At 69.4% G+C, this 24116-nt stretch carries 21 protein-coding genes; 13 read left to right on the top strand and 8 right to left on the bottom strand.

The window, feature by feature from the left end; all coding sequences use genetic code 11:
* Positions 1-36 precede the first annotated feature (36 nt).
* A complete protein-coding gene (locus tag G7043_RS04985; RefSeq protein ID WP_313887701.1) occupies positions 37-3222 on the top strand; it encodes a bifunctional diguanylate cyclase/phosphodiesterase in 3186 nt (1061 codons plus the stop codon).
* On the opposite strand, the gene G7043_RS04980 is transcribed toward G7043_RS04985, so the two are convergent.
* Positions 3219-4427, bottom strand: a complete 1209-nt coding sequence (locus G7043_RS04980; RefSeq protein ID WP_166044303.1) for a DUF4062 domain-containing protein — start codon at positions 4425-4427, stop codon at positions 3219-3221. The genes G7043_RS04985 and G7043_RS04980 overlap by 4 nt on opposite strands.
* Before the next feature lie 9 nt (positions 4428-4436).
* Complete coding sequence (locus tag G7043_RS04975; protein ID WP_313887700.1) at positions 4437-5993, bottom strand: bis-aminopropyl spermidine synthase family protein; 1557 nt, start codon at positions 5991-5993, stop codon at positions 4437-4439.
* A 132-nt stretch (positions 5994-6125) separates the two neighbouring features.
* Between G7043_RS04975 and G7043_RS04970 the strand changes: the two genes are divergently transcribed.
* From G7043_RS04970 to G7043_RS04955, 4 genes are read left to right on the top strand one after another with little or no spacing between them, the layout of a single operon-like run.
* Positions 6126-7208 (top strand): ABC transporter ATP-binding protein, encoded by a 1083-nt coding sequence (locus tag G7043_RS04970; protein WP_166044301.1) that lies wholly within the window; start codon positions 6126-6128, stop codon positions 7206-7208.
* On the top strand, positions 7205-7843 hold the full coding sequence (locus G7043_RS04965) for an ABC transporter permease (RefSeq protein WP_166044299.1): 639 nt from the start codon (positions 7205-7207) through the stop codon (positions 7841-7843). Before G7043_RS04970 ends, G7043_RS04965 begins: the two co-directional genes overlap by 4 nt.
* Before the next feature lie 5 nt (positions 7844-7848).
* Positions 7849-8514 carry an ABC transporter permease gene (locus G7043_RS04960; RefSeq protein WP_166044297.1) on the top strand — a complete coding sequence of 222 codons (666 nt, stop codon included), beginning with the start codon at positions 7849-7851 and terminating at the stop codon, positions 8512-8514.
* Entirely contained in the window at positions 8511-9410 is a 900-nt protein-coding gene (locus tag G7043_RS04955; RefSeq protein ID WP_166044295.1) for an ABC transporter substrate-binding protein, read from the top strand. Before G7043_RS04960 ends, G7043_RS04955 begins: the two co-directional genes overlap by 4 nt.
* Before the next feature lie 30 nt (positions 9411-9440).
* Here the strand turns inward: G7043_RS04955 and G7043_RS04950 are convergent, their stop codons facing one another.
* From G7043_RS04950 to G7043_RS04930, 5 genes are read right to left on the bottom strand one after another with little or no spacing between them, the layout of a single operon-like run.
* Entirely contained in the window at positions 9441-10391 is a 951-nt protein-coding gene (locus tag G7043_RS04950; protein ID WP_166044293.1) for a GNAT family N-acetyltransferase, read from the bottom strand.
* Positions 10388-11383 (bottom strand): GNAT family N-acetyltransferase, encoded by a 996-nt coding sequence (locus tag G7043_RS04945; RefSeq protein WP_166044291.1) that lies wholly within the window; start codon positions 11381-11383, stop codon positions 10388-10390. The genes G7043_RS04950 and G7043_RS04945 overlap by 4 nt, the downstream gene beginning before the upstream one ends.
* 5 nt (positions 11384-11388) lie before the next feature.
* Positions 11389-12219 (bottom strand): haloalkane dehalogenase, encoded by an 831-nt coding sequence (locus G7043_RS04940; protein WP_166044289.1) that lies wholly within the window; start codon positions 12217-12219, stop codon positions 11389-11391.
* A 12-nt stretch (positions 12220-12231) separates the two neighbouring features.
* Positions 12232-12654, bottom strand: coding sequence for a MarR family winged helix-turn-helix transcriptional regulator (locus tag G7043_RS04935; RefSeq protein ID WP_166044286.1), 423 nt, complete (start codon positions 12652-12654; stop codon positions 12232-12234).
* A 36-nt stretch (positions 12655-12690) separates the two neighbouring features.
* On the bottom strand, positions 12691-13476 hold the full coding sequence (locus G7043_RS04930) for an IclR family transcriptional regulator (RefSeq protein ID WP_166044284.1): 786 nt from the start codon (positions 13474-13476) through the stop codon (positions 12691-12693).
* A 114-nt stretch (positions 13477-13590) separates the two neighbouring features.
* On the opposite strand from G7043_RS04930, the gene G7043_RS04925 reads away from it, so the two are divergent.
* The 8 genes from G7043_RS04925 (at position 13591) to G7043_RS04890 (ending at position 22804) form a co-directional block, all read left to right on the top strand.
* Positions 13591-14118 (top strand): SigE family RNA polymerase sigma factor, encoded by a 528-nt coding sequence (locus tag G7043_RS04925; RefSeq protein ID WP_166044282.1) that lies wholly within the window; start codon positions 13591-13593, stop codon positions 14116-14118.
* Positions 14115-15065 (top strand): hypothetical protein, encoded by a 951-nt coding sequence (locus G7043_RS04920; RefSeq protein WP_166044280.1) that lies wholly within the window; start codon positions 14115-14117, stop codon positions 15063-15065. Before G7043_RS04925 ends, G7043_RS04920 begins: the two co-directional genes overlap by 4 nt.
* A gap of 74 nt (positions 15066-15139) precedes the next feature.
* Complete coding sequence (hutH, locus tag G7043_RS04915) at positions 15140-16645, top strand: histidine ammonia-lyase (protein ID WP_166044278.1); 1506 nt, start codon at positions 15140-15142, stop codon at positions 16643-16645.
* Positions 16645-18285 carry a urocanate hydratase gene (gene hutU / locus G7043_RS04910; protein WP_166044277.1) on the top strand — a complete coding sequence of 547 codons (1641 nt, stop codon included), beginning with the start codon at positions 16645-16647 and terminating at the stop codon, positions 18283-18285. The genes hutH and hutU overlap by 1 nt, the downstream gene beginning before the upstream one ends.
* The gene (locus G7043_RS04905) at positions 18285-19454 is read left to right on the top strand and encodes an allantoate amidohydrolase (protein WP_166044275.1); all 1170 of its coding nucleotides are present in this window, start codon (positions 18285-18287) and stop codon (positions 19452-19454) included. Before hutU ends, G7043_RS04905 begins: the two co-directional genes overlap by 1 nt.
* Positions 19451-20725, top strand: coding sequence for a formimidoylglutamate deiminase (locus G7043_RS04900; RefSeq protein ID WP_166044273.1), 1275 nt, complete (start codon positions 19451-19453; stop codon positions 20723-20725). Before G7043_RS04905 ends, G7043_RS04900 begins: the two co-directional genes overlap by 4 nt.
* A complete protein-coding gene (gene hutI, locus G7043_RS04895; RefSeq protein ID WP_166044271.1) occupies positions 20722-21855 on the top strand; it encodes an imidazolonepropionase in 1134 nt (377 codons plus the stop codon). The genes G7043_RS04900 and hutI overlap by 4 nt, the downstream gene beginning before the upstream one ends.
* Before the next feature lie 67 nt (positions 21856-21922).
* A complete protein-coding gene (locus tag G7043_RS04890) occupies positions 21923-22804 on the top strand; it encodes a hypothetical protein (protein WP_166044269.1) in 882 nt (293 codons plus the stop codon).
* 120 nt (positions 22805-22924) lie between these two features.
* Here G7043_RS04890 and G7043_RS04885 read toward each other — a convergent pair whose 3' ends face one another.
* Positions 22925-24097: a S8 family peptidase gene (locus tag G7043_RS04885; protein WP_166044267.1), complete on the bottom strand. Its 1173-nt coding sequence runs from the start codon at positions 24095-24097 to the stop codon at positions 22925-22927.
* Positions 24098-24116 lie beyond the last annotated feature (19 nt).

Genomic DNA, 24116 nt, shown 5'->3' with positions numbered 1-24116 from the left:
TTGCCGCGGGCGGCGGATACGGGAGAGGGTGGGCCGGTGCCCAAGTGGGTGGGACGCGCGACGGTGGTGAACGGCCGTGCACGGACGGCTGTGTCGAACACCGCGACGTCTGGAAAGCCTCCGGTGACGTTGGACGGGCTGACGTTGCCCGATGCGCCGTCGTTGCTCGTGGACGTCAAGGGCGTCGTCATGCAGGCGAACCCGGCCGCCGTGGAGCTGGCCGGTGCCCAGGGACCCGACGACCTCGTCGGTCACCCGCTCGGTGAGCTGCTCCTCGGCAACCCGTCCGACCTGCGGTTGTCCCGCGGTGACGGCACCGAACTGCCGGTGCGCGTCGCCCGCCACCCGGTCCCGGGAACGGGCCTGCAGGCCGTCCTGCTGATCGACGTCTCCGACCTCGCCGCCGCCGCGGACGCCTTGCGCGACGAACAGCGCCGGCTGCGCAAGGTCCAGCGGGTCGCGAACCTGGGCTCGTGGGAGTTCGACCCGGAGACCGGCCTGACCATCTGGTCGGACACCCACTACGAACTGCTCGGCGTCGAACGCGGCCAGGTCGTGCCGGGCGCGCAGGCCGTTCTCGACGTCGTGCACCCCGACGACTACCGCATGGTCGAGACGTACTGGCAGGGCCGCGAGATCACCGGCGACCCGATCGACATCGAGTACCGGATCGTGCGCCCCGACGGCCAGCTGCGGTGGATCCGCGGTGTCGCGGAGGCCCGCCTGACCGACGCCGGCCAGCTGGACAAGATCACCGGCTACATCCGCGACATCACCGAGTCCAAGCGCGCGGCCACCGAGCTCGCGCAGGAACGGGCGCGGCTGCTGGAAGCGCAGCGCATCGCCCGCATCGGCAGCTGGGCCTACGAGACCGGCACGCGCGCGGTGCACCGCAGCGAAGTGCTGATGGAGATGTACGCCGAGCTCGGCATGGCGCCGGACGACGACCTGCTCAGCGGCGTGCACCCGGACGACCGGGAGGCCGTCAAGGCGCTGCGGCACCAGCTGCTGCACACCCGCGACGACCTGCCGGTCGAGGTCGAGGTCCGCAGCGAGACCGGCGACCGCGTCTACATGTGCCGCGCCCGCGCGGAGATCGACCCGTCCGGACGGATCGAGCGCTACCACGGCACCATCCAGGACGTCACCGAGGCACGCGCGCTCGAACGTCAGATGCGCGAGGACCGCCGAAGACTGGCGGACGCGCAGCAGGCCGCCCGCCTCGGCATGTGGGAGTGGAACCCGGCGACCGGCGACGTCGTGTGGTCGGACATGCTGCGCGAGCTCTTCGGCCTGCCCGCGGACCTCCCCGGCAGCTACCAGGCGTACCTCGATCTGGTGCACCCCGAAGATCGCGGCTGGGTCGACGACACGTGCCGCCAGCTGGTGGTGGACGAGGTCGCCTCGCAGTTCGAGCACCGCGTGTTGCGCGGCGACGGCTCGACGCGCATCTTCCGGTGCCACGGCATGATCGTCCACGACCCGCACGGCAAGCAGCTCGCCGTCGGCACCGCCCAGGACGTCACCGAACAGCGCGCCGCCGAAGCCCGCATGAAGCGTTCCTCGCAGCGCTTCACCGACCTCGTCTCGGTCACACCGGTCGGCATCGGCCTGTTCGACGAGGCCGAGCGCCTGGTCGACGCCAACGACGCGTTGTGCGACCTGCTCGGCATGGAGCTGGAGCAGCTGCGCGGTGTCACCGCCGAACAGCTCACCCACCCCGAGGACACCTCGCCAGGCCTGCAGTGGGCCGCCGAGCGCACGCAGAAGATCCCGCAGCGCATCCTCGTGCGCCCCGACGGCGAAAAGGTCTACTGCGAGCTGCACATCGCGCTGTCCGTGCAGGACGACGGCCGCCGGTTCTGGCTGATCGTGTTCCTGGACATCACCGAACGCCGCCGCGCCGCCGAGGCGTTGCGGCACCAGGCCACCCACGACGAGCTGACCGGACTCCCGAACCGCGCGCTGGTGAAGGAGATCCTCGGCAAGGTGCTCGACGGTCCCGGCCGGTCCAAGGTCGCGGTCCTGTTCTGCGACATCGACAACTTCAAGCGCGTCAACGACTCCCTCGGCCACGACGCCGGCGACGAGCTGCTCGTGGCGCTGGCGAGGCGGCTGGAGGGCGGCCTGCCGGAGGGCTGCACCGCGGCCCGGCTGTCCGGCGACGAGTACGTGATCATCTCCGAGGACATCGACGCCGTGGGCGGCGTGGACGCGCTGGCCACCCGTGTCGCTTCCTTGTTGCGCACGGCCGTTCCGGTGCACGGGCAGCTGGTCAGGGTCTCCGCTTCGATCGGTGCGGCCGTGCCGAACGGATCGCGGGCGAACGGCGCCGACCTGTTGCGGTTCGCCGACGCCGCGATGTTCGAGGCGAAGCGCAACGGCGCCGGACGGGTTTCGCTGGCCTCGGCCGCGTTGATCGCCTCCGCCGACCGTCAGGTGCACCTCGAAGGCCAGCTGCGGGACGCGTTGCAGCACGACGGCCTGGCGTTGCACTACCAACCGGTCGTCGGCGTCGACGGTGCCGTGCTCACGGCCGAGGCCCTGGTGCGCTGGCCGCATCCGGACCGCGGGCTGCTGCCGCCGGACGTGTTCCTGCCGGTCGCCGAGCAGGGCGACCTGATGCGCGAGCTGGACCGCTGGGTCCTGCGCACCGCGTTGAAGGAGGCCGCGACCTGGCCCGCGCCCGACGGCCGGCCGGTGTCGGTGGCGGTGAACCTCGCCGGGCTGGTGCCGGGCGATCCCGAGTTCGTCGACATCGTGTCGAACGCGATCCTGGAGTCCGGCGTGCCCTGGGAACGGGTGGTGCTGGAGCTGGTCGAGACCGCGTTCGTCGATCTACCCTCACGCGTCCGGCAGTCGATGGACGAGCTGGTGCAGCGTGGCGTGCAGTTCGCGGTGGACGACTTCGGCACCGGCTACTCGTCGTTGGCGCGGCTGAAGGACCTGCCGGCGCAGATCATCAAGGTGGACCGGCGGTTCGTTTCCGGCGTGGGCAACGATTCGAGCGACTTCGCCGTCGCCCGTGCCGTGGTGGACATGGCTCGGGCGATGGGACGCAAGTGCGTCGCCGAGGGCGTGGAGACGGCGACGCAGTTCCACGTTCTGCGCGGTGTCGGCGTGGACGCTTACCAGGGGTGGTTGTTCTCGCGGCCGGTGCCACCGAAGGAGTTCCGGGCGGTGCTGGCGTTGGGACCGCTGCACATTCCCAGGGCGGGTTAGGACTCGTAAGCCGCCACGATCTCGCGCCAGGTCATCTCGCGGTAGTTGACCTTGACTTCGAGACTGGTGCGCATCGTGAACGGTTCCGAGTTCGGCGAGTACGTGGTGCACACCAAGGTGATCGTCGACGGCTTGGCGACCTTCACCCAGAACTCGTTCTTGGAGAAGACGGTTCTAGTGGCGTGGACTACCGGGATTTCGAGTTCCATCCGCCAATTGCCCGGGCCCTCCTGCCGTAGCTGAATATTTCCAGGTCCTAGATGAATGATCGTCCCTGGGACGTGGAAGTCTCCAGTCGTGCGGGTGGGGCGCCTCGGCTTGGGTTCAGCGGCGACGAGCTGCGCATCACCAGTCATCGACGTCACGACGAGGTCGAGGAACAGGTCCTGCTGTCCTTGAACTGCTGAGTTCACCAAAGCCAGACGGAAACCGCGGTACGCCTGTCGTTGCAGGTAGGTTTGCACGACTTCGCGGTGGTAGGCCGGGTTCGGCCTGCCGAACCCGATGACGTTGATCACCCCGCTTACAGGTTCGGAAATCGGTGGCGGTGTCGGCAGGTAGTCAGGGATGTCCTCGATGTCCACGCAGACGATCTGTTCAACCTCGACCAGGGCGTCTTCTTGCAGCAGCGAGGTGCCCTCGGCGAGCCTCAGCTGCAATTCTGCGTGGTGGGTGGACTGCTCCCTGCTGTCTCCGGCGACGAGTTCGCGCACCTTGATCGAGAGCTGGCGGGAGAACTTGTCGCGGAACTCCAGTGGCGTCGCGTACTTCTCGATCAACCCCTGCGGGAAGGTCTTCAACTTGAACTTGGCTAGCCGTGCGAGCTCGGCGGGATCGAGATCTTCCGGATCGACCTTCTGGCGCGAGAAGTAGAGCATCACCGGCTTCCCGGCCTCGCCAACGCGCTGCACCTCCTCCGCCGTGCCGCTCGCCGCCACGTCCGTGGGCGTGCCCATGCGTGTCCAGAACACCCCGACCGCCATGTCGCACTGATCAACGACCTGACGGTTGATCACGTCCTGCGGGCGTTCGTTCAGCTCCGGCGCCGCGTGCGTCTCCCATCGCAACGGCAGCAGGACGATCCCCTTCTCGCGGGAGTTGAGGTAGTTCCACTCGTGGATGACCTCGGTGATCGTGTCCCGCTCCGCCTGCACATCACCGGGGGAGGCGATGAGGATCTGAAACACACGCGCGTCGAAAGGCACCGAACAAGGCTAGGCGCTCGGCGTCGGCGCTTCCAGGTACTTGGCGCTGTCCTCCGCCGCCGTCAGCACCGCCGCGATCCGGTGCTTCGGCAGGTCGATCAACCGCAGTTCCAGGTCCTCGTCGGCGATTCCGGCGGAGTCGACGATCTCCCGGGCCTGGTTCTTGGTCAGCAACCCGGACGACCCGCCGATCAACGCCTCCCGCCACACGTTGCGCAGCTTCCCGTGCGCCTTCAGCAGAATCTCGCGCACCACCCGCTCGCCGACCGACAGCGTCCCGGCCAGCACCTGGTCGGCGACGACGATCGTGGTCTTGCTGTCCGGGTTGTTGCGCAGGAACTTCAACGCGAACCGCGTCCGCACGAGGGATTGCAGCTCCTGCTGCCCCGCGGCCGACGAGACCGCCGGATGGTTGTTCGGCACCAAGCAAGCCAGCCGCGCCGGTGAGGAAGCCAACAGCGTGCGCAGCAACCACGGCCCCGGATCAGCCGACAGGTCGACGGCCAGCGAAGCAGCCCCCTTCCCGACGGGCTCGGCCCAGCCGGCGGCCCGAGGCTTCGGCGGCGGCGAGGATTCGGGGCGGGGAGCCAGTTCCGACAAGGCGGACAAAGCTTCCTTCGAAGGACCGGACGACTCCACGGACTGCGCGCCGTGCGTGTAGATCCGCGTCCCACCGGACACCGCGCGGCGGCCGGTCGGGCGGCAGACGTACAGATCGGCCGCGGAACCGATGGCCTGCGCGCCGTCGAACCGGTGGAACGCGGGCAGGATCGCCTCGAACACCAAGCCGAGCTTCTGCAGCTCCTGCTGCACCTTCAACCCCAGCGCGGGCGTCCGGTCGGAGAACCCGTACGCCAGCAACAGGCGGCCCGCGGCGATGTCCGCCAGCGCCTCGACCGCGCGACCGGCGAACAAGCCCATGCCCTCCGGCGTGTAGGGCGGGTCGCTGAACACCAGGTCGAAGGATTCGAGAACCGAAGCGGGCAGCCCGAAACGCATGTCGCAGTGCAACGTCCGGATGTCGAGCCCACGCGACTGGGCGCGCGAGTCGATGAACTCCAGCAGGCGCTCGTCGAGATCCACCACCGTGATCGACACGTGCGGGTTGACCGCCGCCACGGCGAGGGAGGTCAGGTCGTGGTCGCCCAGGCACAGCAAACGCTTGCCTGCCAGCTCGTACGTGGAGTCCAGCCACACCGCGCGGTTCAGGGCGGTCTCGGCGGTGGCCTGCACGTGGTCCAACGAGGACAACGGCGGCGGCACGTCGGCGATGTCCACGAGGATCTGCCGCAGCACGTCTGTGTGATCGCGCACGCCCGGAATCCCGAACTCCGACCGGTAGGACGCCACCGCACCAGGCGCGATGCGGTAACGATCGCCTGAAGATTCGACGTCGTCGCCCAGGGCTTTCAGCAGGTCCTGGACCGTGCGGCGGGGCACGGCCGGCAGGCGCACGAGTTCGGCGAGCGGGTGCCAGTCCTCGCTGAGCAGGGACAACACCTCGCGGAGCTTGCGGGCGTGCACGCCGCGTTCCGCCACCTTCTGGCGTACCTGGTCGATCGTCACAAGCAGGAAACCATACGGCCTGTCACAGGGTGGAACGCTGTGCCGGGGTACGCCGAACGAGTTAAGGTCGTTCAGATCTGCATCCAGGGCGGCCCAAACGGGGAGGCCGTCACGACCGGAGGGATCCGAAGGGTGATCGAGTTCCGGGCCGTCACCAAGCGGTTCGAGGACGGGACCATCGCTGTCGACGAACTCGACCTCGCGGTCGAGGCGGGCACCATCACGGTGTTCGTGGGTCCTTCCGGCTGCGGCAAGACGACGTCGCTGCGCATGGTCAACCGCATGATCGACCCCACGTCGGGCACGATCCTCGTGGACGGCAAGGACGTCCTCGCGGTCGACCCGCCCACGCTGCGGCGCGGCATCGGCTACGTGATCCAGCAGGCGGGGCTCTTCCCGCACCGGACCGTGCTGGACAACGTCGCGACGGTGCCGCTGCTGTCCGGTTGGGACAGACGAAAGGCGCGCACCCGTGCCGCGGAGCTGCTGGAGATCGTCGGGCTCGACCCGGCGTTCGGCAAGCGCTACCCGGCTCAGCTCTCCGGCGGACAGCAGCAACGCGTGGGGGTCGCCCGTGCGCTCGCGGCCGACCCGCCGGTGTTGCTGATGGACGAACCGTTCAGCGCCGTCGACCCGGTCGTGCGCGAGGACCTGCAGAACGAACTCCTTCGCCTGCAAGCGGAACTCGACAAGACGATCGTGTTCGTCACGCACGACATCGACGAGGCTCTGAAGCTCGGCGAGCGCGTCGCGGTGTTCCAGACGGGTGGGCACCTCGCGCAGTACGCGAAGCCGGCGGAGCTGCTCAGCGCGCCCGCCAACGACTTCGTGGCCTCGTTCGTCGGCAGGGACCGCGGCTACCGCACGCTGACGTTCCTGCACGCGGACGTGCCCGTGCACCCCGTCACCACGGCGAAGCTCGGCCAGCGCGTCACGGTCACGGACTGGACGCTCGTCGTCGACGAGCAAGACCGGCCCAAAGGCTGGCTGTCCGGAGTGGACGGTGAGGTGGAGATCACCGAGAAGAACCTCGTCTCCGGGGGCTCGTTGTACGACGGCACGAGCCTGCGCGGCGCGCTGGACGCGGCGCTCAGTTCGCCGTCCGCGCTCGGCGTGATGGTCGACGACAACGGCGCGGTGACCGGCGTGGTGAGGGCCGACGACGTGATCAAGGCGCTCGCGAAGGCTCGCGCGGCGGGTGAGGTCCCGAAGTGACCTGGATTTTCGAGAACTGGGACAGGTTCTGGGAAGTCACCGAGGTGCACCTCCGGCTCTCCGTCGTGCCGGTGCTGATCGGGTTCGCGCTCTCCATCCCGCTCGGGTGGTGGGCGAGCCGGTCGCAGACGGCGCGCGCGGTGCTCTTCCCGCTCGCCAACGTCCTGTTCACGATCCCGTCCATCGCGCTGATCGTGATCACCCCGGTGCTGATCGGCGTGAAGATCCTCGACGAGATCAACGTCATCGTGCCGCTGGTGATCTACACGGTCGCGCTGATGGTCCGCTCGGTCGCCGACGCGCTGTCGGCGGTGCCGGGCAACGTGATCGCCGCCGCGAACGCCATGGGATACCGGCCGTTGCGCCGGTTCCTCACCGTCGACTTCCCGCTGGCGCTGCCGGTCACGATCGCGGGCCTGCGGGTCGCGACCGTGTCGAACATCAGCATGGTGAGCGTCGGCGCGCTCGTCGGGCTCGGCGGTTACGGCCAGCTCTTCACCGAGGGCTACCAGACCGACAACAGCGCCAAGGTCTTCGCGGGTCTCATCGGGACGGTCGTGCTCGCGGCACTGGCGGACGGATTGCTGTTGCTGATCGGGCGACTGCTCACGCCGTGGGCAAGGGCGGGGAGGTGAGCTGAATGGGCGGCTGGCTCTTCGACCCCGCGCACTGGTCCGGCCCGACCGGGATTCCGGTGCGGCTGCTGGAACATCTCGGCTACACGCTGCTGACCCTGGTGATCGCCGCGGTGATCGCGGTGCCGCTCGGCGCGTTCGTCGGCCACACCGGCAAAGGCGGGTTCGTGATCGTCGGGCTCTCGAACGTGCTGCGCGCGCTGCCGACGACCGCGGTGCTGATCCTCGTGGTGCTGTGGGCGGGTCTCGGCGACTTCCCGGTGTACGTCGCACTGGTGCTGCTGGCGATCCCGCCGATCATGGCGGGCACCTACGCGGGCATCCGCGCGGTCGACCCGGTGACGGTCGACGCCGCACGAGGCGTCGGCATGCGCGAGTCGGGCGTGCTGCTGAACGTGGAGATCCCGAACGCGCTTCCGCTGATCTTCGGCGGGTTCCGCGGCGCCGCACTGCAAGTCGTCGCGACCGCCACCATCGCCGCCTACACCGGCGCCGGTGGTCTGGGCAGGTTCGTCTTCGACGGCCTCGCCCTGCAGGAGTTCGGTCAGATGCTCGCCGGCGCGGTGCTCGTGGCACTGCTCGCCGTTCTCGTCGACCTGGGGTTCGCCGGCCTGCAACGGCTGACGGTCTCCCCAGGGCTGCGTCCAGTGGGAACCGGAGGAAAGAAATGAAGCGCATCGCCACGGCTGTCGCTGCCGTGATGCTTCTGTCGGCGTGCGGCGGCGACCCGTTGCAGGGCGGCGGCAACAACAACCCGGCCCCGACGGACACCATCGTCGTGGGCTCCGCCAACTTCCCGGAGTCGACCGTGCTGGCGGAGATCTACGCGCAGGCGTTGGCCGCCAAGGGCGTCAAGATCTCCAAGAAACTGAACATCGGCAACCGCGAGCTGTACTTCAAGGGTGTGCAGGACGGCTCGATCGACCTGATCCCCGAGTACAGCGGCGTGCTTCTCAAGCACGTCAACAAGGAGGCTGCCGAGGTCGGCTCCGACGAGGTGTACGCGGCGCTGAAGAAGGCGCTGCCCCAGGGCCTCATCGTGCTCGACAAGTCAGCCGCAGAGGACAAGGACGCGGTCGTCGTCACCAAGCAGATCGCCGCGCAGTACAGCCTCAAGTCGATCGACGACCTCGTGCCGTACTGCAAGGACCTGGTCTTCGGCGGGCCGCCGGAGTTCCAGAACCGCCCCGACGGCCTGCCCGGCCTCAAGGCCAAGTACGCCTGCGAGTTCAAGCAGTTCAAGTCGCTCGACGTCGGCGGCCCGCTGACCGTCGCGGGTCTCAAGGACAACACGGTGCAGGCGGCCGACCTGTTCACGACCGACGCCGCCATCAAGGCCAACGAGTTCGTGGTGCTGGAAGACCCGAAGAACGTCTTCGCCGCACAGAACGTGTTGCCGCTCGTCAACGAGAAGAAGGCGTCGCAGCAGGTTCGCGACACCCTCAACGCCATCTCGAAGAAGCTCGACACGAAGACCTTGCTGGACCTGAACCAGAAGCTCTCGGCGCCGGACAAGCCGGAGCCGGAGAAGGTCGCCAAGGAGTGGCTCGCCTCCGCGGGCCTCTGATCGCTCGCTGAGAACCGCCGGCCCGCTGCCTCACGGCTGCAGGTCGGCGGTTTTCGCTTGTACGGCCATGTACGTGTAGAGATCGATGTAGCCCAGCGAGCGGTTCACGCGGAGCATGTGTTCGTTGTCGCTGCTGGTGCGAGTGAAGACGCGTTCGACACCCGTCAGGTCGTGCAGCATGCGGGCCTTGATCAGTCGGCCCAGTCCTTTGCCGCGATGTGCGGGAAGCACGACCGTGTGCAGTTGCTCGGCCACGGTGGGGACGGCGGAGTTCCGCTCCACCACCGTCACTCCGGCGACCTCGCCCTTGTGCAGCAGGAGAACCACCCACCGGTCCGAGACGGCCTCGCCCTGACGGATGCTCTCGACCGTGTTGTGCGCGTGGTCGAGTGAGGTCTCGCCGAACGGTGCGTCCGCGATCGCGTTGAGGCCTTGGACGTACGCCTCCACGAACTCCTCTGGCGCCGCACCGAACCAGTTGACCAGCTCGTATCCGGGTGGCAGCTCGCCTGCCTCCGGCGGCTCGCCGACGTCCAGTCGTTGCCTCGTCATGGAGGTGATGACCCGGAAGCCGCGGGCTGCGGCGAACGGCTCACTGGCACTGCCCTTGACCACACTCCACGACTCGATGACGGTCTGGCCGTTCAGCAACGACGGCACGGCGTGCAGCAAGGCGGTACCGATGCCACGGCGGCGGTGTTCGGGCAGCACCACCACGGTGACGATGGCGAGGTGTGCGTTCGCCTCGGCCTCCGAGACCTGTACCTGGGCGTATCCGGTGATCTTCCCGCCGTCTCGGGCGACGACGAAGCGCGGCGGTTCGAAGCCGAGTTCGTCGCGCTTCTCCCACCTGGCGACACTGGCCGCGTAGGGCGGCTTCTCCCTGCCGGGCGAGCTCTCGACGGCCCAGGCCGCCACCACCTCGTGCAGACCGCGCCGGTCGTCCTCGGATGCCTGCGCGAAGTCCAGTTCCTCGATCACGCCCGCACCTCCGCGATCGGCGCGCTGACGGCGATCATGTCGCTGATCGTGACGTAGCCGAGCGAATGGTTGACCCGTGCCATGTGCACGTTCGCGGCGGCGGTGCCGGTGGCGACCTCGGTGAGCGCCGGCCGCTCGGACAGCGTCCAGCGGATCATGTGCGCCTTCATGCACCGGCCGAGGCCGCGGCCGCGATGTGCCGGCGTCACGGCGGTGTCCTGCTGGAACGCGCGGCTTGGGCGTTCGCTGTGCAGTTCGAGTTCGGTCAGGCCGCCCACGGCACCGCTGGCCTCGTGCACCGCGACGACGACCCGTTGCTCGGCGCCGCGGTCGAGGTAGTCCTGCTCCGCTTCGCGCGTCCGTTCGGGCGTCCATTGAGGCAATGGCACGTTCGTCTCGCCCACAGGTGCGTCGTGGATCGCATTGCGTGCGGCGGAATAGGAGGAGAGCAGATCGTCGGGCGCGCGGTTGGTCCACTGCACGAGCCGGTAGCCGGGTGGCACCGGGACGTCCCAGAGCGCGCTGTCCACCTCGGCGAACGTCAGGCTCTGGAGGATGTTGGTGTTGACCGTCCGGAATCCGCGGTTCGCGGCCCACCGGGCGCCGTCGCTGTCCTTGGTGATCTGCCAGCCTTCGAGCTGAGTACGGCCGCGGGCCTCGACCTCAGGCAGCAAGGCGCGCAGGACCGCTGTGCCGACTCCGCGGCGCCGGGCTCGCGGGTGCACCACGATCTCCAGCAACGCCGCGTGTTCCCAGTCCGCGAAGAGCAGCTCGGCGACCCCGACGAGGTCACCGTCGTGGCGGGCCGACCACCGGTGTGACGGCCCGAACCCCTGGAACGGCGTCCTCAGCCGGAACAGGATTTCCTCGTAGGTCGGCGCGGTCCATTTGGGTCGATCGTCGGCATACCTGGCGATCGTCACCTCGTGAAAGGCGCGGAGATCGGCTTCGGGCGCGTGCGCTGGATCGAACTTCTCGACGGTAACCCCCATGCACGCTATGCAACCAGGCTGTGGCGCTCCGCCCAAGCGGCGATCTCGGCGGCGATCTCCTTCGGCCGGTCCTCCTGCGCGTGATGCCCGGCCTCACCAACGGAAACCACGTCCAGCGCGGCGATGTTCTCCTGGCACCACGCGTGCAACTGCGGTCCGATCAGCAACGTCGGCGAACCCGTGAACGTGAGCAGCAGCTTCGGCACCTGCGACTCGCTCAACCACGCGTCGTAGGCCTCGATGCGCGGGATGAGCGCGGCAGGCTCGCCGTCGAACGGCATCTGCCGTGCCCACGCGAGCACCGGCCGTCGACTCGAAGCATCGGGGAACGGCGCCAGGTACCCGGCCATGTCCTCGTCCGGCACGGGCGTGAGCACGCCGCCGGTGTACGCCTGTCGCACGAACCCGTCGTCTTCCAGCGCCTCAGCAGCGCGGAACCTGCGCAGTCGTTCCTTCGCGGGCAACGGAAGTTCGGAACCGGTCATCGGCTTCACGATCGTCTCGAAGAAGGCGACACCGGCCACGCGCGACGGATGCCGGGCGGCCCAGTCGAACGCCAGCGCGCCGCCCCAGTCGTGGCCGACCAGCACCACGCGGTCCAGGCCGAGGGCGTCGAACCACGCGTCGAGGTACCGGGCGTGGTCCGCGAACGAGTAGGCGATGTCGGGCTTGCCCGAGCGGCCCATGCCGATCAGGTCCGGCGCCAGGCCGCCTAACTCGGGCAGCACGTTGCGCCAGGAGTGAGATGAGCCGGGGTTGCCGTGCAGGAACACGAACGGCGAGGAGCCGGCCGAGGCGTAGTGCATGGTCGAGTCGAGGACAGGAACAACGGGCATGACGGAACGTCCTTAGTCGAGGCGAACGGCGAGCAGAGCAGTCAACTCGCGAGAGAAGGCGGCGGTGCGCTCGCCGAGGGGCTCCAACAGCCGGTCCAGCAGCGACCGGACCAACGCGACGGCGGGCTCGACGGTCGAACGGCCGTGCGGGGTCAGTGCAAGCCGCACGGTCCGTGTGTCGACGGCATCCCGTGCGCGCGAGATGAACCCGGACGCCTCCAACGAGCGCGCCAGCTTCGAGACGTACAGCGGTTCGAGGCCCGTGTGGTCGGCCAGTTCGCGCTGCGAGGGACGGTCCAACGCCAGAAGTGACGACAGCACGACGTACTGCGCGTGCGTCAGTTCGAGGGGATCCAACGCGCGGTCAACGGCCGTCCGCCACTTCATCGCCAAACGCCACACGAGGTGCCCAGGCGTCGGTTCTGCACTGCTCATGGCAGATACAGTACATGGCTACTATGTACATAGCTACTAACTTGAAGCCGCGTGACCGCCGATCCGGACCGTCAGCTCGTCGGCGGCCTTGCGGACCTCCTTGGCCAAGTCGGGCCAGGTCTGGCCGCAGGGCGTGTCGCACAGGTGCCGGAACGTCAGCGTGATGGCCGCGATCGGGCGTTCCCCGTGGTCGAACACCGGCGCCGCCACCGACGCGAACCCCGCGGTCACGAACCCGTCCTCGACCGCCCAGCCCTGCCGGCGTTCCGCGGTCAGCGACCGGCGCAGCGCCGGCAGGTTGTGCGGGCCCCGGCCGGTCCGGTCGACGAACGACGCCACGGACGGGAACAGTGCCCTGACCTGCGCGGGAGGCACGTGCGCCAGCATCGCGCGGCCCGAGGCCGTCAGGTGCGCGGGCAGGCGGACGCCGACGTCGGACACGATCGCCTGGGGCTGCCGGGGCTGCTCGCGCACCAGGTACAGGGCCTCCGCGCCGTGCAGGACGCCCAGGTGCGCGACCTTCTCCATCCGGTCGGCGAGCCGTCGCAGCAACGGGCGGGCGAGGCGTTCCAGCGGGTCGTGCCGCAGATAGGCGGACCCGAGCTCGAACGCGGCGACGCCCAGGCCGTAGCGCTTCTCCTCGGGGAAGTGGGTCGCGAAGCCCGCCTCGGTGAGTTCCGACAGCAGGTGATAGGTCGTTGACCTGGGCAGATTAAGCTCGCGCGCCACCGACGCCGCGGAGACCGGACCTGGTCTGCCCGCCAGCAGCCGAAGGACCGAGAGACCTCGCCGCAGCGCGGGAACGTCACTGCTGCTGCCCACAACAGTGATTTTCCCACGTGATCCAGCCCACGCCGTTCCGCCATCAGTGCACACTCAACAGAACAGGCGGCACGTGCGTTGTAGGTGACGTGACGGTTTTGAAGGGGGTCGGGATTGACACCGAGTTTCGATGACTTCGTGGCAGAACAGGTGACCCCGTTGCTGCGCTATGCCACCGTGCTCACGTGTGACCCGCACCTGGCCCAGGACGTGGTCCAGGAAGTGCTGCTGCGCGCGCAGCAGAAGTGGGATCGCATCGGTTCCGTCGACCTCCCTCACGCCTACGTCAAGCGCATGGTGACCAACGAGTACCTCTCGTGGCGCAGACGCAGGGCCGCCAAGGACGTCGCCCTCTGCATGACGACGCTGGAGTCCGTCACACCGCCCGTCGGAGACACGACGCACCACTACGACGAGCGCGAAGCCATGTTGCAGCGGATCGCCAAGCTGCCCCGCAAACAGCGGGCCGCGGTCGTGCTCCGCTACTACGAGAACTACGAGGACTCGGAGATCGCACAGATGCTCGGTTGTGCCGAGGGAACCGTGCGCAGCCACATCTCACGTGCGCTGGCCACACTCCGGATGGACCACACGCCGGAGCCCGCTGGTGTCGGGTTGCGGCTCGGGGAGGGCCTGTCGTGAACGACACCGAACAGCTCGTCAAGGATGCGCTCGGCAAGCTCGCCGAACGTACCCCGCATCCGGGCCCGACGCTCAACGCCCTGCGGCGCAAGCGGAAGCAGCACCGGAACAACATCTTCCTGATCGCCACCGCCGGCATGGCCGCCGTCGCCGTCCTGATCTTCACGGGCCTCGTCGCGAGCGACAAGTACACGCCGCCCAGCCACAACGACGCGGCCGCCGCGCTCATGCCGCACAAGTCGGCCGGGCAGCCCATCCCGCTCAAGTACGCGCCGCACTGGCTGCCGGACGGGTTCGTCGAGACGCACCGCGCGGCGTCCGGAGACCAGGTCAGCCGCGACTGGGTGCCGGCGGGCAGCAAGGGCAACCCGCTGGAGAAGGCCGAGCAGCCGCGCATCACGGTGCAGACCATCAAGGACCTGCCGGCGGACCGCGACAAGTTCGAGCAGGTCAGCGTCCGACAGCTGCCGGCCTGGGTCGTCGTGCACGGCTCCGTGGCCGAGCTCTTCTGGAAGGCGCAGGACGTGCTCAACGTGACCGTGCGCGGGGTGGCCGACCCCAAGTCGATCGCGCTCCGCGTGGCCGACTCCGTGCGGATGGACGCGAAGGTCACCTTCCTGCCGCCGTTCTGGCTCGACGGCGCACCGGCCTCCGAGGTCTGGGGCGACTCGCCCTACGACTGGACCGCCCGCTGGGCCGGCGAGAAGTACGGGGTGACGGTGTCGACGAGCGCCCCGGCGAAGACCGACGGCGCGCTCGTGACCTTGCGCGGGCAGAAGGGCTCGCTGATCGACGACGGCACGGTCACCGTGCGGGACAGCAGCGGGTTCTGGATCACCGTCAACGGTGCTCAAGGGGAGCGTGACGCCCTCGTGGCCGCCGCCGGCCGCGTCCAGCTCCAGATCGTGCCCCAGCCCGACACGGTGTGGATCGGCCGAGGCGTGTAGCCCCGTCTGGGATACCAGACACCATCGAGCGCTCCGGGGTCGCTGAGTCGGCCCCGGAGCGCTGTGATGTCTGCATGACACAACCGGTGGAGCTGGGTCCGAAGCCTCTGACCCTCGAGGACGTGCACGCCGTCGCTCGCGACGGTGCCCCGGTGACGATCACCGCGGCGGCCCGCGAGGCGGTCACCACCGCCCGCGGCCACATCGAACAGCTCGCCACGGCCGAACGCCCCACCTACGGCGTGTCGACCGGGTTCGGCGCGCTCGCCGTCCGGCACATCCCGCCGGACCGCCGGGCCCAGCTGCAGCGGTCGTTGATCCGCTCGCACGCCGCCGGTTCGGGGCCCGAGGTCGAGCGCGAGGTCGTCCGGGCGCTGATGCTGCTGCGGCTGCGCACCCTCTCCACCGGCCACACCGGCGTCCGACTGTCCACTGTGGACGCGATGGCGGGCATGCTGAACGCCGGCATCACCCCGGTGGTGCACGAGTTCGGCTCGCTGGGCTGCTCCGGCGACCTGGCGCCGCTCTCGGCCAACGCGCTGGCGCTGATGGGCGAGGGCATGGTCCGCAACGCGGCGAACGAGCTCGTCCCCGCGGCCGAGGCGCTCAGGGCGGCGGGCATCGAACCGGTGCAGCTGGCCGAGAAGGAAGGCCTCGCGCTGATCAACGGCACCGACGGCATGCTCGGCATGCTGTCGCTGGCGATCGCGGACCTGACCCGGTTGCTCGACATCGCCGACCTCACCGCCGCGATGAGCGTCGAGGCGCTGCTCGGCACCGACCGCGTTTTCTCCCCGGAACTGCACGCACTGCGCCCGCATCCCGGCCAGAACCTGAGTGCCGCCCGGATGCTCGCGTTCCTGCGCGACTCCGAGATCGTCGCCTCGCACCGCGGCCCCGACTGCACCCGCGTGCAGGACGCGTACTCGCTGCGCTGCTCCCCGCAGGTGCACGGCGCGGCGCGCGACACGGTGGCCTACGCGGCGACGGTGGCCGACCGCGAACTGTCGTCGGTGATCGACAACCCGGTGGTGCTGGCGGACGGCCGGGTCGAGTCCAACGGCAACTTCCACGGCGCACCGGTCGCCTACGCGCTGGACTTCCTCGCGATCCCGCTCGCGGACGTCGCGTCCATCGCCGAACGCCGCACCGACCGCATGCTCGACGTGTCGCGGTCGCACGGCCTGCCGCCGTTCCTCGCCGACGACCCTGGCGTCGACTCCGGTCACATGATCGCCCAGTACACGCAGGCCGCGATCGTGTCCGAGCTCAAGCGCCTGGCCGTGCCGGCGTCCGTCGACTCGATCCCGTCCTCCGCGATGCAGGAGGACCACGTGTCGATGGGCTGGTCCGCCGCCCGCAAGCTGCGCAAGGCCGTGGACGGCCTCACCACTGTCCTCGCCATTGAACTGCTCACCGCCGCGCGTGCGCTGGATCTGCGCGCGCCCCTCAAGCCCGCCCCCGCGACGGCCGCCGCCGTGGCGAAGTTGCGCGAGACGGTCCAGGGCCCCGGTCCTGACCGCCACCTCGCGCCCGAGATCGCTGCCGCCGAGGCCCTGATTCGAAGTGGAGCCCTGTAATGGTTGTTCGTGCTGACCGAGGTACCTCGCTGACCGCGAAGAACTGGTCCACCGAGGCCGCCCTGCGGATGTTCCACAACAACCTCGACCCGGACGTGGCCGAGCGCCCCGAGGACCTCGTCGTCTACGGCGGCACCGGCAAAGCCGCGCGTGACTGGCCGTCGTTCGACGCGATCTCCCGTGAGCTCAAGAACCTCGAAGCCGACGAGACGCTGCTCGTGCAGTCCGGACGCCCCGTCGGCGTCATGCGCACGCACGAGTGGGCGCCGCGCGTGCTCATCGCGAACTCGAACCTGGTGCCGGACTGGGCGAACTGGCCGGAGTTCCGCCGCCTGGAGGCCGAGGGCCTCACGATGTACGGGCAGATGACCGCCGGTTCGTGGATCTACATCGGCACCCAGGGCATCCTGCAGGGCACCTTCGAGACGTTCGCCGCCGTCGCCACCAAGCGCTTCGGCGGTTCGTTGAAGGGCACTCTGACCGTGACCGCCGGTCTGGGCGGCATGGGCGGTGCGCAGCCTCTCGCCGTGACGATGAACGAGGGCGTCGCGCTGTGCATCGAGGTCGACCCGCACCGCGCCCAGCGCCGTCTGGAGACCCGCTACCTCGACGAGATCGCCGCGGATCTGGACTCCGCTGTTGAGCGTGTGCTGGCCGCGAAGGCTGCCGGTGAGGCCGTTTCCGTTGGTGTGGTGGGCAACGCGGCGGAGATCCTGCCCGAACTGCTGCGCCGCGAGGTCGCCGTCGACATCGTGACGGACCAGACGTCGGCGCACGACCCGTTGGCGTACCTGCCTGTCGGTGTGGCTTTGGAGGACTGGCAGGACTACGCCGCCGCGAAGCCGGAGGAGTTCACCGACCGGGCGCGGGCTTCGATGGCCACGCACGTCGAGGCGATGGTCGGCTTCATGGATCGCGGCGCCGAGGTGTTCGACTACGGCAACTCGATCCGCGGCGAGGCGCAGCTCGGCGGCTACGACCGCGCGTTCGCGTTCCCCGGCTTCGTGCCCGCGTACATCCGGCCGCTGTTCTGCGAGGGCAAGGGCCCGTTCCGCTGGGCCGCGCTGTCGGGCGACCCGGCGGACATCGCCAAGACCGATGCCGCCATCCTGGAGCTCTTCCCCGAGAACGAGCAGCTCGCCCGCTGGATCAAGATGGCCGGTGAACGCGTCGAGTTCCAGGGCCTGCCCGCCCGCATCTGCTGGCTCGGCTACGGCGAACGGCACCTGGCCGGCCTGAAGTTCAACGAGATGGTGGCGTCCGGCGAGCTGTCCGCGCCGATCGTCATCGGCCGCGACCACCTCGACTGCGGCTCGGTGGCCTCCCCGTACCGCGAGACCGAGGCGATGGCCGACGGTTCCGACGCGATCGCGGACTGGCCGTTGCTCAACGCCCTGGTCAACACGGCCTCGGGTGCCACGTGGGTGTCGATCCACCACGGTGGTGGGGTGGGCATCGGACGGTCGATCCACGCCGGTCAGGTGACGGTCGCGGACGGCACTGCGCTGGCGGCGCAGAAGATCGAGCGCGTGCTGACCAACGACCCCGGGATGGGCGTCATCCGGCACGTGGACGCCGGGTACGACGAGGCGAAGACGGTGGCCGCGGACAAGGGCGTTCGCATTCCGATGGAGGGCTGATGCTCGACCAGATCACCGATGTCGGCCGGGACCTCAAGCGCGGCGGCTACTCGCGCCACGGCTACACCAAGCCGGAACTCGAGCTCCGCCACTGGTTCGTCGAACAGGCCGTCAAGCGCGGCCTCAACGTCGAGACCGACCAGAACGGCAACCTCTGGGCGTGGTGGGGCGAGCGCGGCGACAACGCGCTCATCACCGGCAGCCACCTGGACTCGGTGCCCGGCGGCGGCGCGTTCGACGGCCCGCTCGGCGTGACCAGCTCGCTGCAGGCCGTCGATCTGTTGCAGGCCAAGGGGTTCAAGCCGGGCAGGCCGTTCGCCATCACGGTCTTCGCCGAAGAGGAAGGCGGTCGGTTCGGCGTCGCGTGCCTCGGCTCCCGGCTGCTGACCGGCGCCATCTCCCCGGAGAAGGCGTTGAACCTCAAGGACCCGGACGGCATCACGCTGGCCGAGGCCATGAAGGCCGCCGGCTACAACCCTGATCTGGTCGGCAAGGACGAGCGCGCCCTGAAGCGCATCGGCCAGTTCGTCGAGCTGCACGTCGAACAGGGGCGCGGCCTGACGGTGCCGGTGGGCGTGGCGAGCAGCATTCTCGCGCACGGCCGGTGGCGCTTCACGTTCTCCGGCGAGGGCAACCACGCCGGCGCGACGCTGATCGAGGACCGCCGCGATCCGATGCTGCCGGCGTCCCAACTGGTCCTGGCCGCTCGACGGGCGGCTCGCGACGGCGGGCGTGCCACCGTGGGACGGCTCGTCCCCAACCCCGGTGGCACGAACGTCATTGCGTCCACTGTGGACGTGTGGCTGGACGCGCGGGACAGCGACGACGCGCGCACCCGTGCGATGGTCGCGGAAATCTCCGAAGCGGCGCACCAGGCCGCCAAGGAGGAGGGTTGCGAGGTGACCATCACCGAGGAGTCGTACGGCGACACCGTGCACTTCGACCCGAAGCTCCGCGACGACATCGCGGGAGCGCTCGGCGGCGTTCCGGCGTTGCCGACCGGCGCGGGCCACGACGCGGGCATCCTCGCTGAGCACGTGCCGACCGCGATGTTGTTCGTGCGCAACCCCACCGGCGTGAGCCACGCGCCGGAGGAGTTCGCCGAACAGGCCGACGTCGACGAGGGCGTGCGGGCGCTGGCCGCGACGATCGAACACCTCGGCTCATGAACTTCTGGTGTGAGCGAGCCTGGTTGCCCGGCGGGCTCGCCGAACGCGTGCTGATCAGGGTCGAGAACGGCGTGATCGCCAGCGTGTCCACAGTGGACACCATTCCGCTGGGTGTGCGCAGGCTGTACGGCGTTGTCGTGCCGGGCTTCGCGAACGCCCACTCGCACGCGTTCCACCGCGCGCTGCGAGGCCGCACGCACGACGGTGGCGGCACGTTCTGGACGTGGCGCGAAGGCATGTACGCGCTGGCCTCCAAACTGACCCCGCAGTCGTACTACCGACTCGCCCGCGCGGTCTACGGCGAGATGGCGCTCGCCGGGGTCTCGTCCGTGGGCGAGTTCCACTACGTGCACGACCGGTCGAACGAGTTCGGGTATGCCCTCAGAGAAGCCGCGAGTGACGCGGGCATCCGCCTCACCCTGCTCGACACCTGCTACCTCGCGGGCGGCATCGACCAACCGCTCAACGAGGTCCAGCAACGCTTCTCCGACGGCACCGCCGAGGCTTGGGCGTCCAGAGTCGCCGAGCTCAAGTCCGACGACGTGATGAAGGTCGGCGCCGCGATCCACTCGGTCCGCGCGGTCCCGCGAGCCGAGCTTCCCGTGGTGGCGCAAGCATTTCCAGACGCGCCGCTGCACGTCCACCTCTCCGAACAACCGGCGGAGAACGAGGCGTGCCTCGCGGCGTACGGCCTCACCCCGACCGGGCTTCTCCAAGAAGCCGGCGCGCTGTCACCACGCACGACGGCCGTGCACGCCACGCACCTGACGCCCGAGGACATCGCAACCCTCGGCGACACGGGGACCGGCGCGTGCTTCTGCCCGACCACCGAGGCCGACCTGGCCGACGGCATCGGCCCGGCTCGCGAGCTGGCCGACGCGGGCAGCCCGTTGTCGCTGGGCAGCGACCAGCACGCGGTGATCGACCCGCTGCTGGAAACCCGCGCGTTGGAGCACAACGAACGCCTCCGCACCGGCCGGCGCGGACGGTTCTCGCCGGCCGAACTGCTCGAAACCGCCACTCGTCACTCCGCGCTCGGCTGGGACGGTGGACGCATCGAGGTCGGCGCGCCGTGCGACCTCGTGGCGATCAGCTGCTCGACTCCGCGCACCGCGGGTTCGTTGCCGCAGCAGGTGTTGCTGTCGGCCACGGCGTCCGATGTGGACACCGTGGTGGTCGGCGGCCGGGTGGTCGCGAGCGGTGGCGTGCACGAGACTTTGGGAGACGTCGGCAGGCTGCTGACGGACGCGATCGAGGAGCTGTGGGCATGAGCGTGCTGATCACCGGCATCGGTGAGCTGACCACGAACAGCGAGGCCGCCGGCGACGCGCTGATCATCGACGGCTCGGAGATCGCCTGGGTCGGGCACTCGGGAAGCGCCCCGGCAGCGGACGAGCGCGTCGACGTCGAGGGGCGCGCCGTGCTGCCCGGCTGGGTCGACAGCCACACGCACCTGGTGTTCGCGGGCGATCGCACCGCCGAGTTCGGTGCGCGCATGGCCGGCAAGCCCTACACCGCGGGCGGGATCGCCGTGACGGTGAACGCGACCCGGCAGGCCACCGACGCCGAACTGGCGGAGGTCGTCCGCAAGCACGTCGCCGAGGCCCTGAAGCAGGGCACGACGTTCGTGGAGACCAAGACCGGCTACGGCCTGAACGTCCCGGACGAGGTGCGAAGCGCCCGCATCGCCGCCGAGCACGCCGACGAGGTGACGTTCCTCGGCGCCCACCTCGTCCCGCCCGGCGAAGACGCCGACACCTACGTCGACCTGGTCCGCGGCGAGATGCTCGACGCCGTCGCGCCCCTCGTGCGCTGGGCCGACGTGTTCTGCGAGAAGGGCGCGTTCGACTACGACCAGTCGAAGGCCGTGCTCGTGGCCGCGCGGGAGAAGGGGCTGGGCCTGCGCGTGCACGGCAACCAGCTCGGCGAGGGTCCCGGCGTGCGGCTCGCGGTGGAACTCGGCGCCGCCTCGGTCGACCACTGCACCTACCTGTCGCAGGAGGACGTCGACGCGCTCGCGTCGTCGGACACGGTCGCCACGCTGCTCCCCGCGTGCGACCTGTCGACCCGTCAGTCGCTGCCGCCCGCCCGCGCCCTCCTGGACGCCGGTGCCGCGGTCGCGCTGGCCAGCAACTGCAACCCCGGCTCCTCCTACACCTCGTCAATGGCGTTCTGCGTGACGACAGCGGTCCTGCAGATGCGGATGACCGTCGAGGAAGCGGTGTGGTCGGCGACGGCGGGTGGCGCGCGGGCGTTGCGCAGGGACGACGTCGGCGTGATCAGGCCTGGTGCACGGGCGGATCTCCACGTGCTGGACGCGCCGTCGATCACGCATCTGGCTTACCGTCCGGGCGTCCCGTTGACGCATTCGGTGTGGCAACGGGGCGAACGAGTCATCTGAGACCGCTGTCTCATGACCCTCCGTGTGGGCCTACTGGCGGAGGGTGCCGCCGCCGTACGGTGCTGGCGTGGCGGACTTCGCGGAGGCCCTGACGAAAGCCGTCGACAGCAGCGGCCTCAGCCTCGAACGCATCCAGCACCACCTCGCGGCCCGCGGCATGCAGGTGAGCCTTTCGACGCTGAGCTACTGGCGACGCGGCCGCAGCAGGCCGGAGCGTCCGGAGTCGCTGAAGGTCGTCACGGCGCTGGAGGACCTGCTCAACCTCGGTGAGGGCTTCCTCACCGACCGGCTCGGCGACAAGCGGCCGCGCGGGCGGTGGGTCGGGCAGGCGATGTCGCTCGAGGACATGTGGGACTCGCGCGCCACCGACCTCGGTGAGGTCATGGCGCGGATCGACAGGCTGCAGCCGATGGCGTCGACCTACCTCAGCGTGCGGGACCGGCAGGTGATCGGCCCTGATCGGCGCGAGGTGTCGATGCACTGCACCGGCATCGTGCAGGCGCTGGAGGACGGGGTCGACAGGTTCCTGGCCATCCAGCTCGCCGATGAGACGGACCTCGGCGTGCCCTCGATCGAGGCCGGTGCGCCGTGCCGGCTCGGGCGGGTGCGCAGCGACGACGCCACCGGGTTCCTCGTCGCGGAAATCCTCTTCGACCGGATGCTCAGAGCAGGGGAGACCGCCCTGGTCGACTACACGGTCCGGATGAGACCCGGCGCGGACAGCGAGGTGTCCGACCGGCGGTTCCTGCGGCCGGTAGGCGACTACGTGCTGCAGATCGACTTCCACCCGGACGCCGTGCCCGCTCGGTGCTACGAGTTCGCCAGGCCTTCGTTGCAGGAACCCGAAACCGCGCTGAACGACCTGTGGATCGGGACGACCGCGTCCACGCACATCCACGTGCGGAACTCGAAGCCCGGAATCTGTGGAGTGCGGTGGGAGTGGGATTAGGACCCACCCCCACCGCTTCGCGCCCCAGTTGATCGACGCCGTCGGCCGAGCCGCAATCGGCCTGGGCATCAGGGGCAGGACGGCCGTCACCGGTGCAGGGAGCCGGTTCCGGCGTGGTTGCTAGACCTTCAGCAGCAGGTTCGGTGAACCGGCTTTGATGTCGCTCAGCTTGTTCGGTGTGGCCGCGCCGACGAGTGCCTCGCGGACCTGGGCGGGCGTCGCGTCCGGGTTGGCGCTCAGGTAGAGCGCTGCCGCACCCGCGACGTGCGGAGCCGCCATCGACGTGCCGCCGGTCGACCGCGTTCCCATGTCGCTGCGGTACGAGGCCGAGACGATGTCGCTGCCCGGTGCCCAGATGTCCAGGCACGGACCGAAGTTCGACGTGCCGCCGATCCAGACCGAGCGCGTGTCGGTCTGGTCCGACGCGCCGACCGTGATCGCCTCGGGCGTGCGGCCCGGCGTTTCGCCGCAGGCGTCCACACCGCTGTTGCCGCCAGACAGCACGTACGTGAAGCCCGCATTGATCGAGCGCCGTACGGCGTTCTCCAAGGCGGCGTTCGTCCCGGTGCCGCCCAGGCTCATGTTCACCACGGCGGGTTTCTTGCCGTTCTGCGTCACCCAGTCGATCGCGCGGATGATGCCGTCCCACGGCCCGCTGCCGAAGCAGTCGAGCACGCGCACACCGACGACCTGCGCCTTCTTCGCGACACCGTAGGTCTTGCCCGCGACCGTGCCGGCGACGTGCGTGCCGTGACCCTCGCAGTCCTCCGCGACGGGGTCGTTGTCGATGAAGTCGTAACCGTCGACTGCGCGATTCTCGAATTCGGTGTGCGTTTTTCGGATTCCGGTGTCGAAAACGTACGCGGTGACGTTGGAGGCCGTGTTCGGGTAGGTGAACTTCTGGTCGAGCGGCAGGTCCGCCTGGTCGATCCGGTCGAGGTGCCAGGCCGGGTTCGACTGGGTCTCCTGGATCGTGGCGAACGTGTTGCGCTCGACGAAGTCGACGTCCGCGTCGGCCGCGAGCCGCCGCGCCTGTCGTTCGGACATCCCGGTGACGGAAAACCCGCGCAGCGCGGTGCTGTACGTGTGCTTCACAGAGCCCTGATAGCGGGACGCCAACGCGCTGGCAGAGGTGCGCGCGCCGTCCTTCAGCACCACGATGTAGCTGCCCTCGACCGCCTGCGCGCCCGCACCAGGTCGCACCGCCTCCTCGGCTGTCGCGGTGGGCGTCAGCACCGCTGTGGAAGCGATGCCGAATGCCGCCGCAATGGCGACACGACGCCGGAGTGCCATGAGTTCCTCCTGCAGGGAA

The sequence above is a fragment of the Lentzea alba genome (assembly GCF_011067745.1).
GTDB classification, from domain to species: Bacteria; Actinomycetota; Actinomycetes; order Mycobacteriales; family Pseudonocardiaceae; genus Lentzea; species Lentzea alba.
Note: the sequence above shows the minus strand (reverse complement) of the source record. Positions and strands in the feature narration are given on the sequence as shown.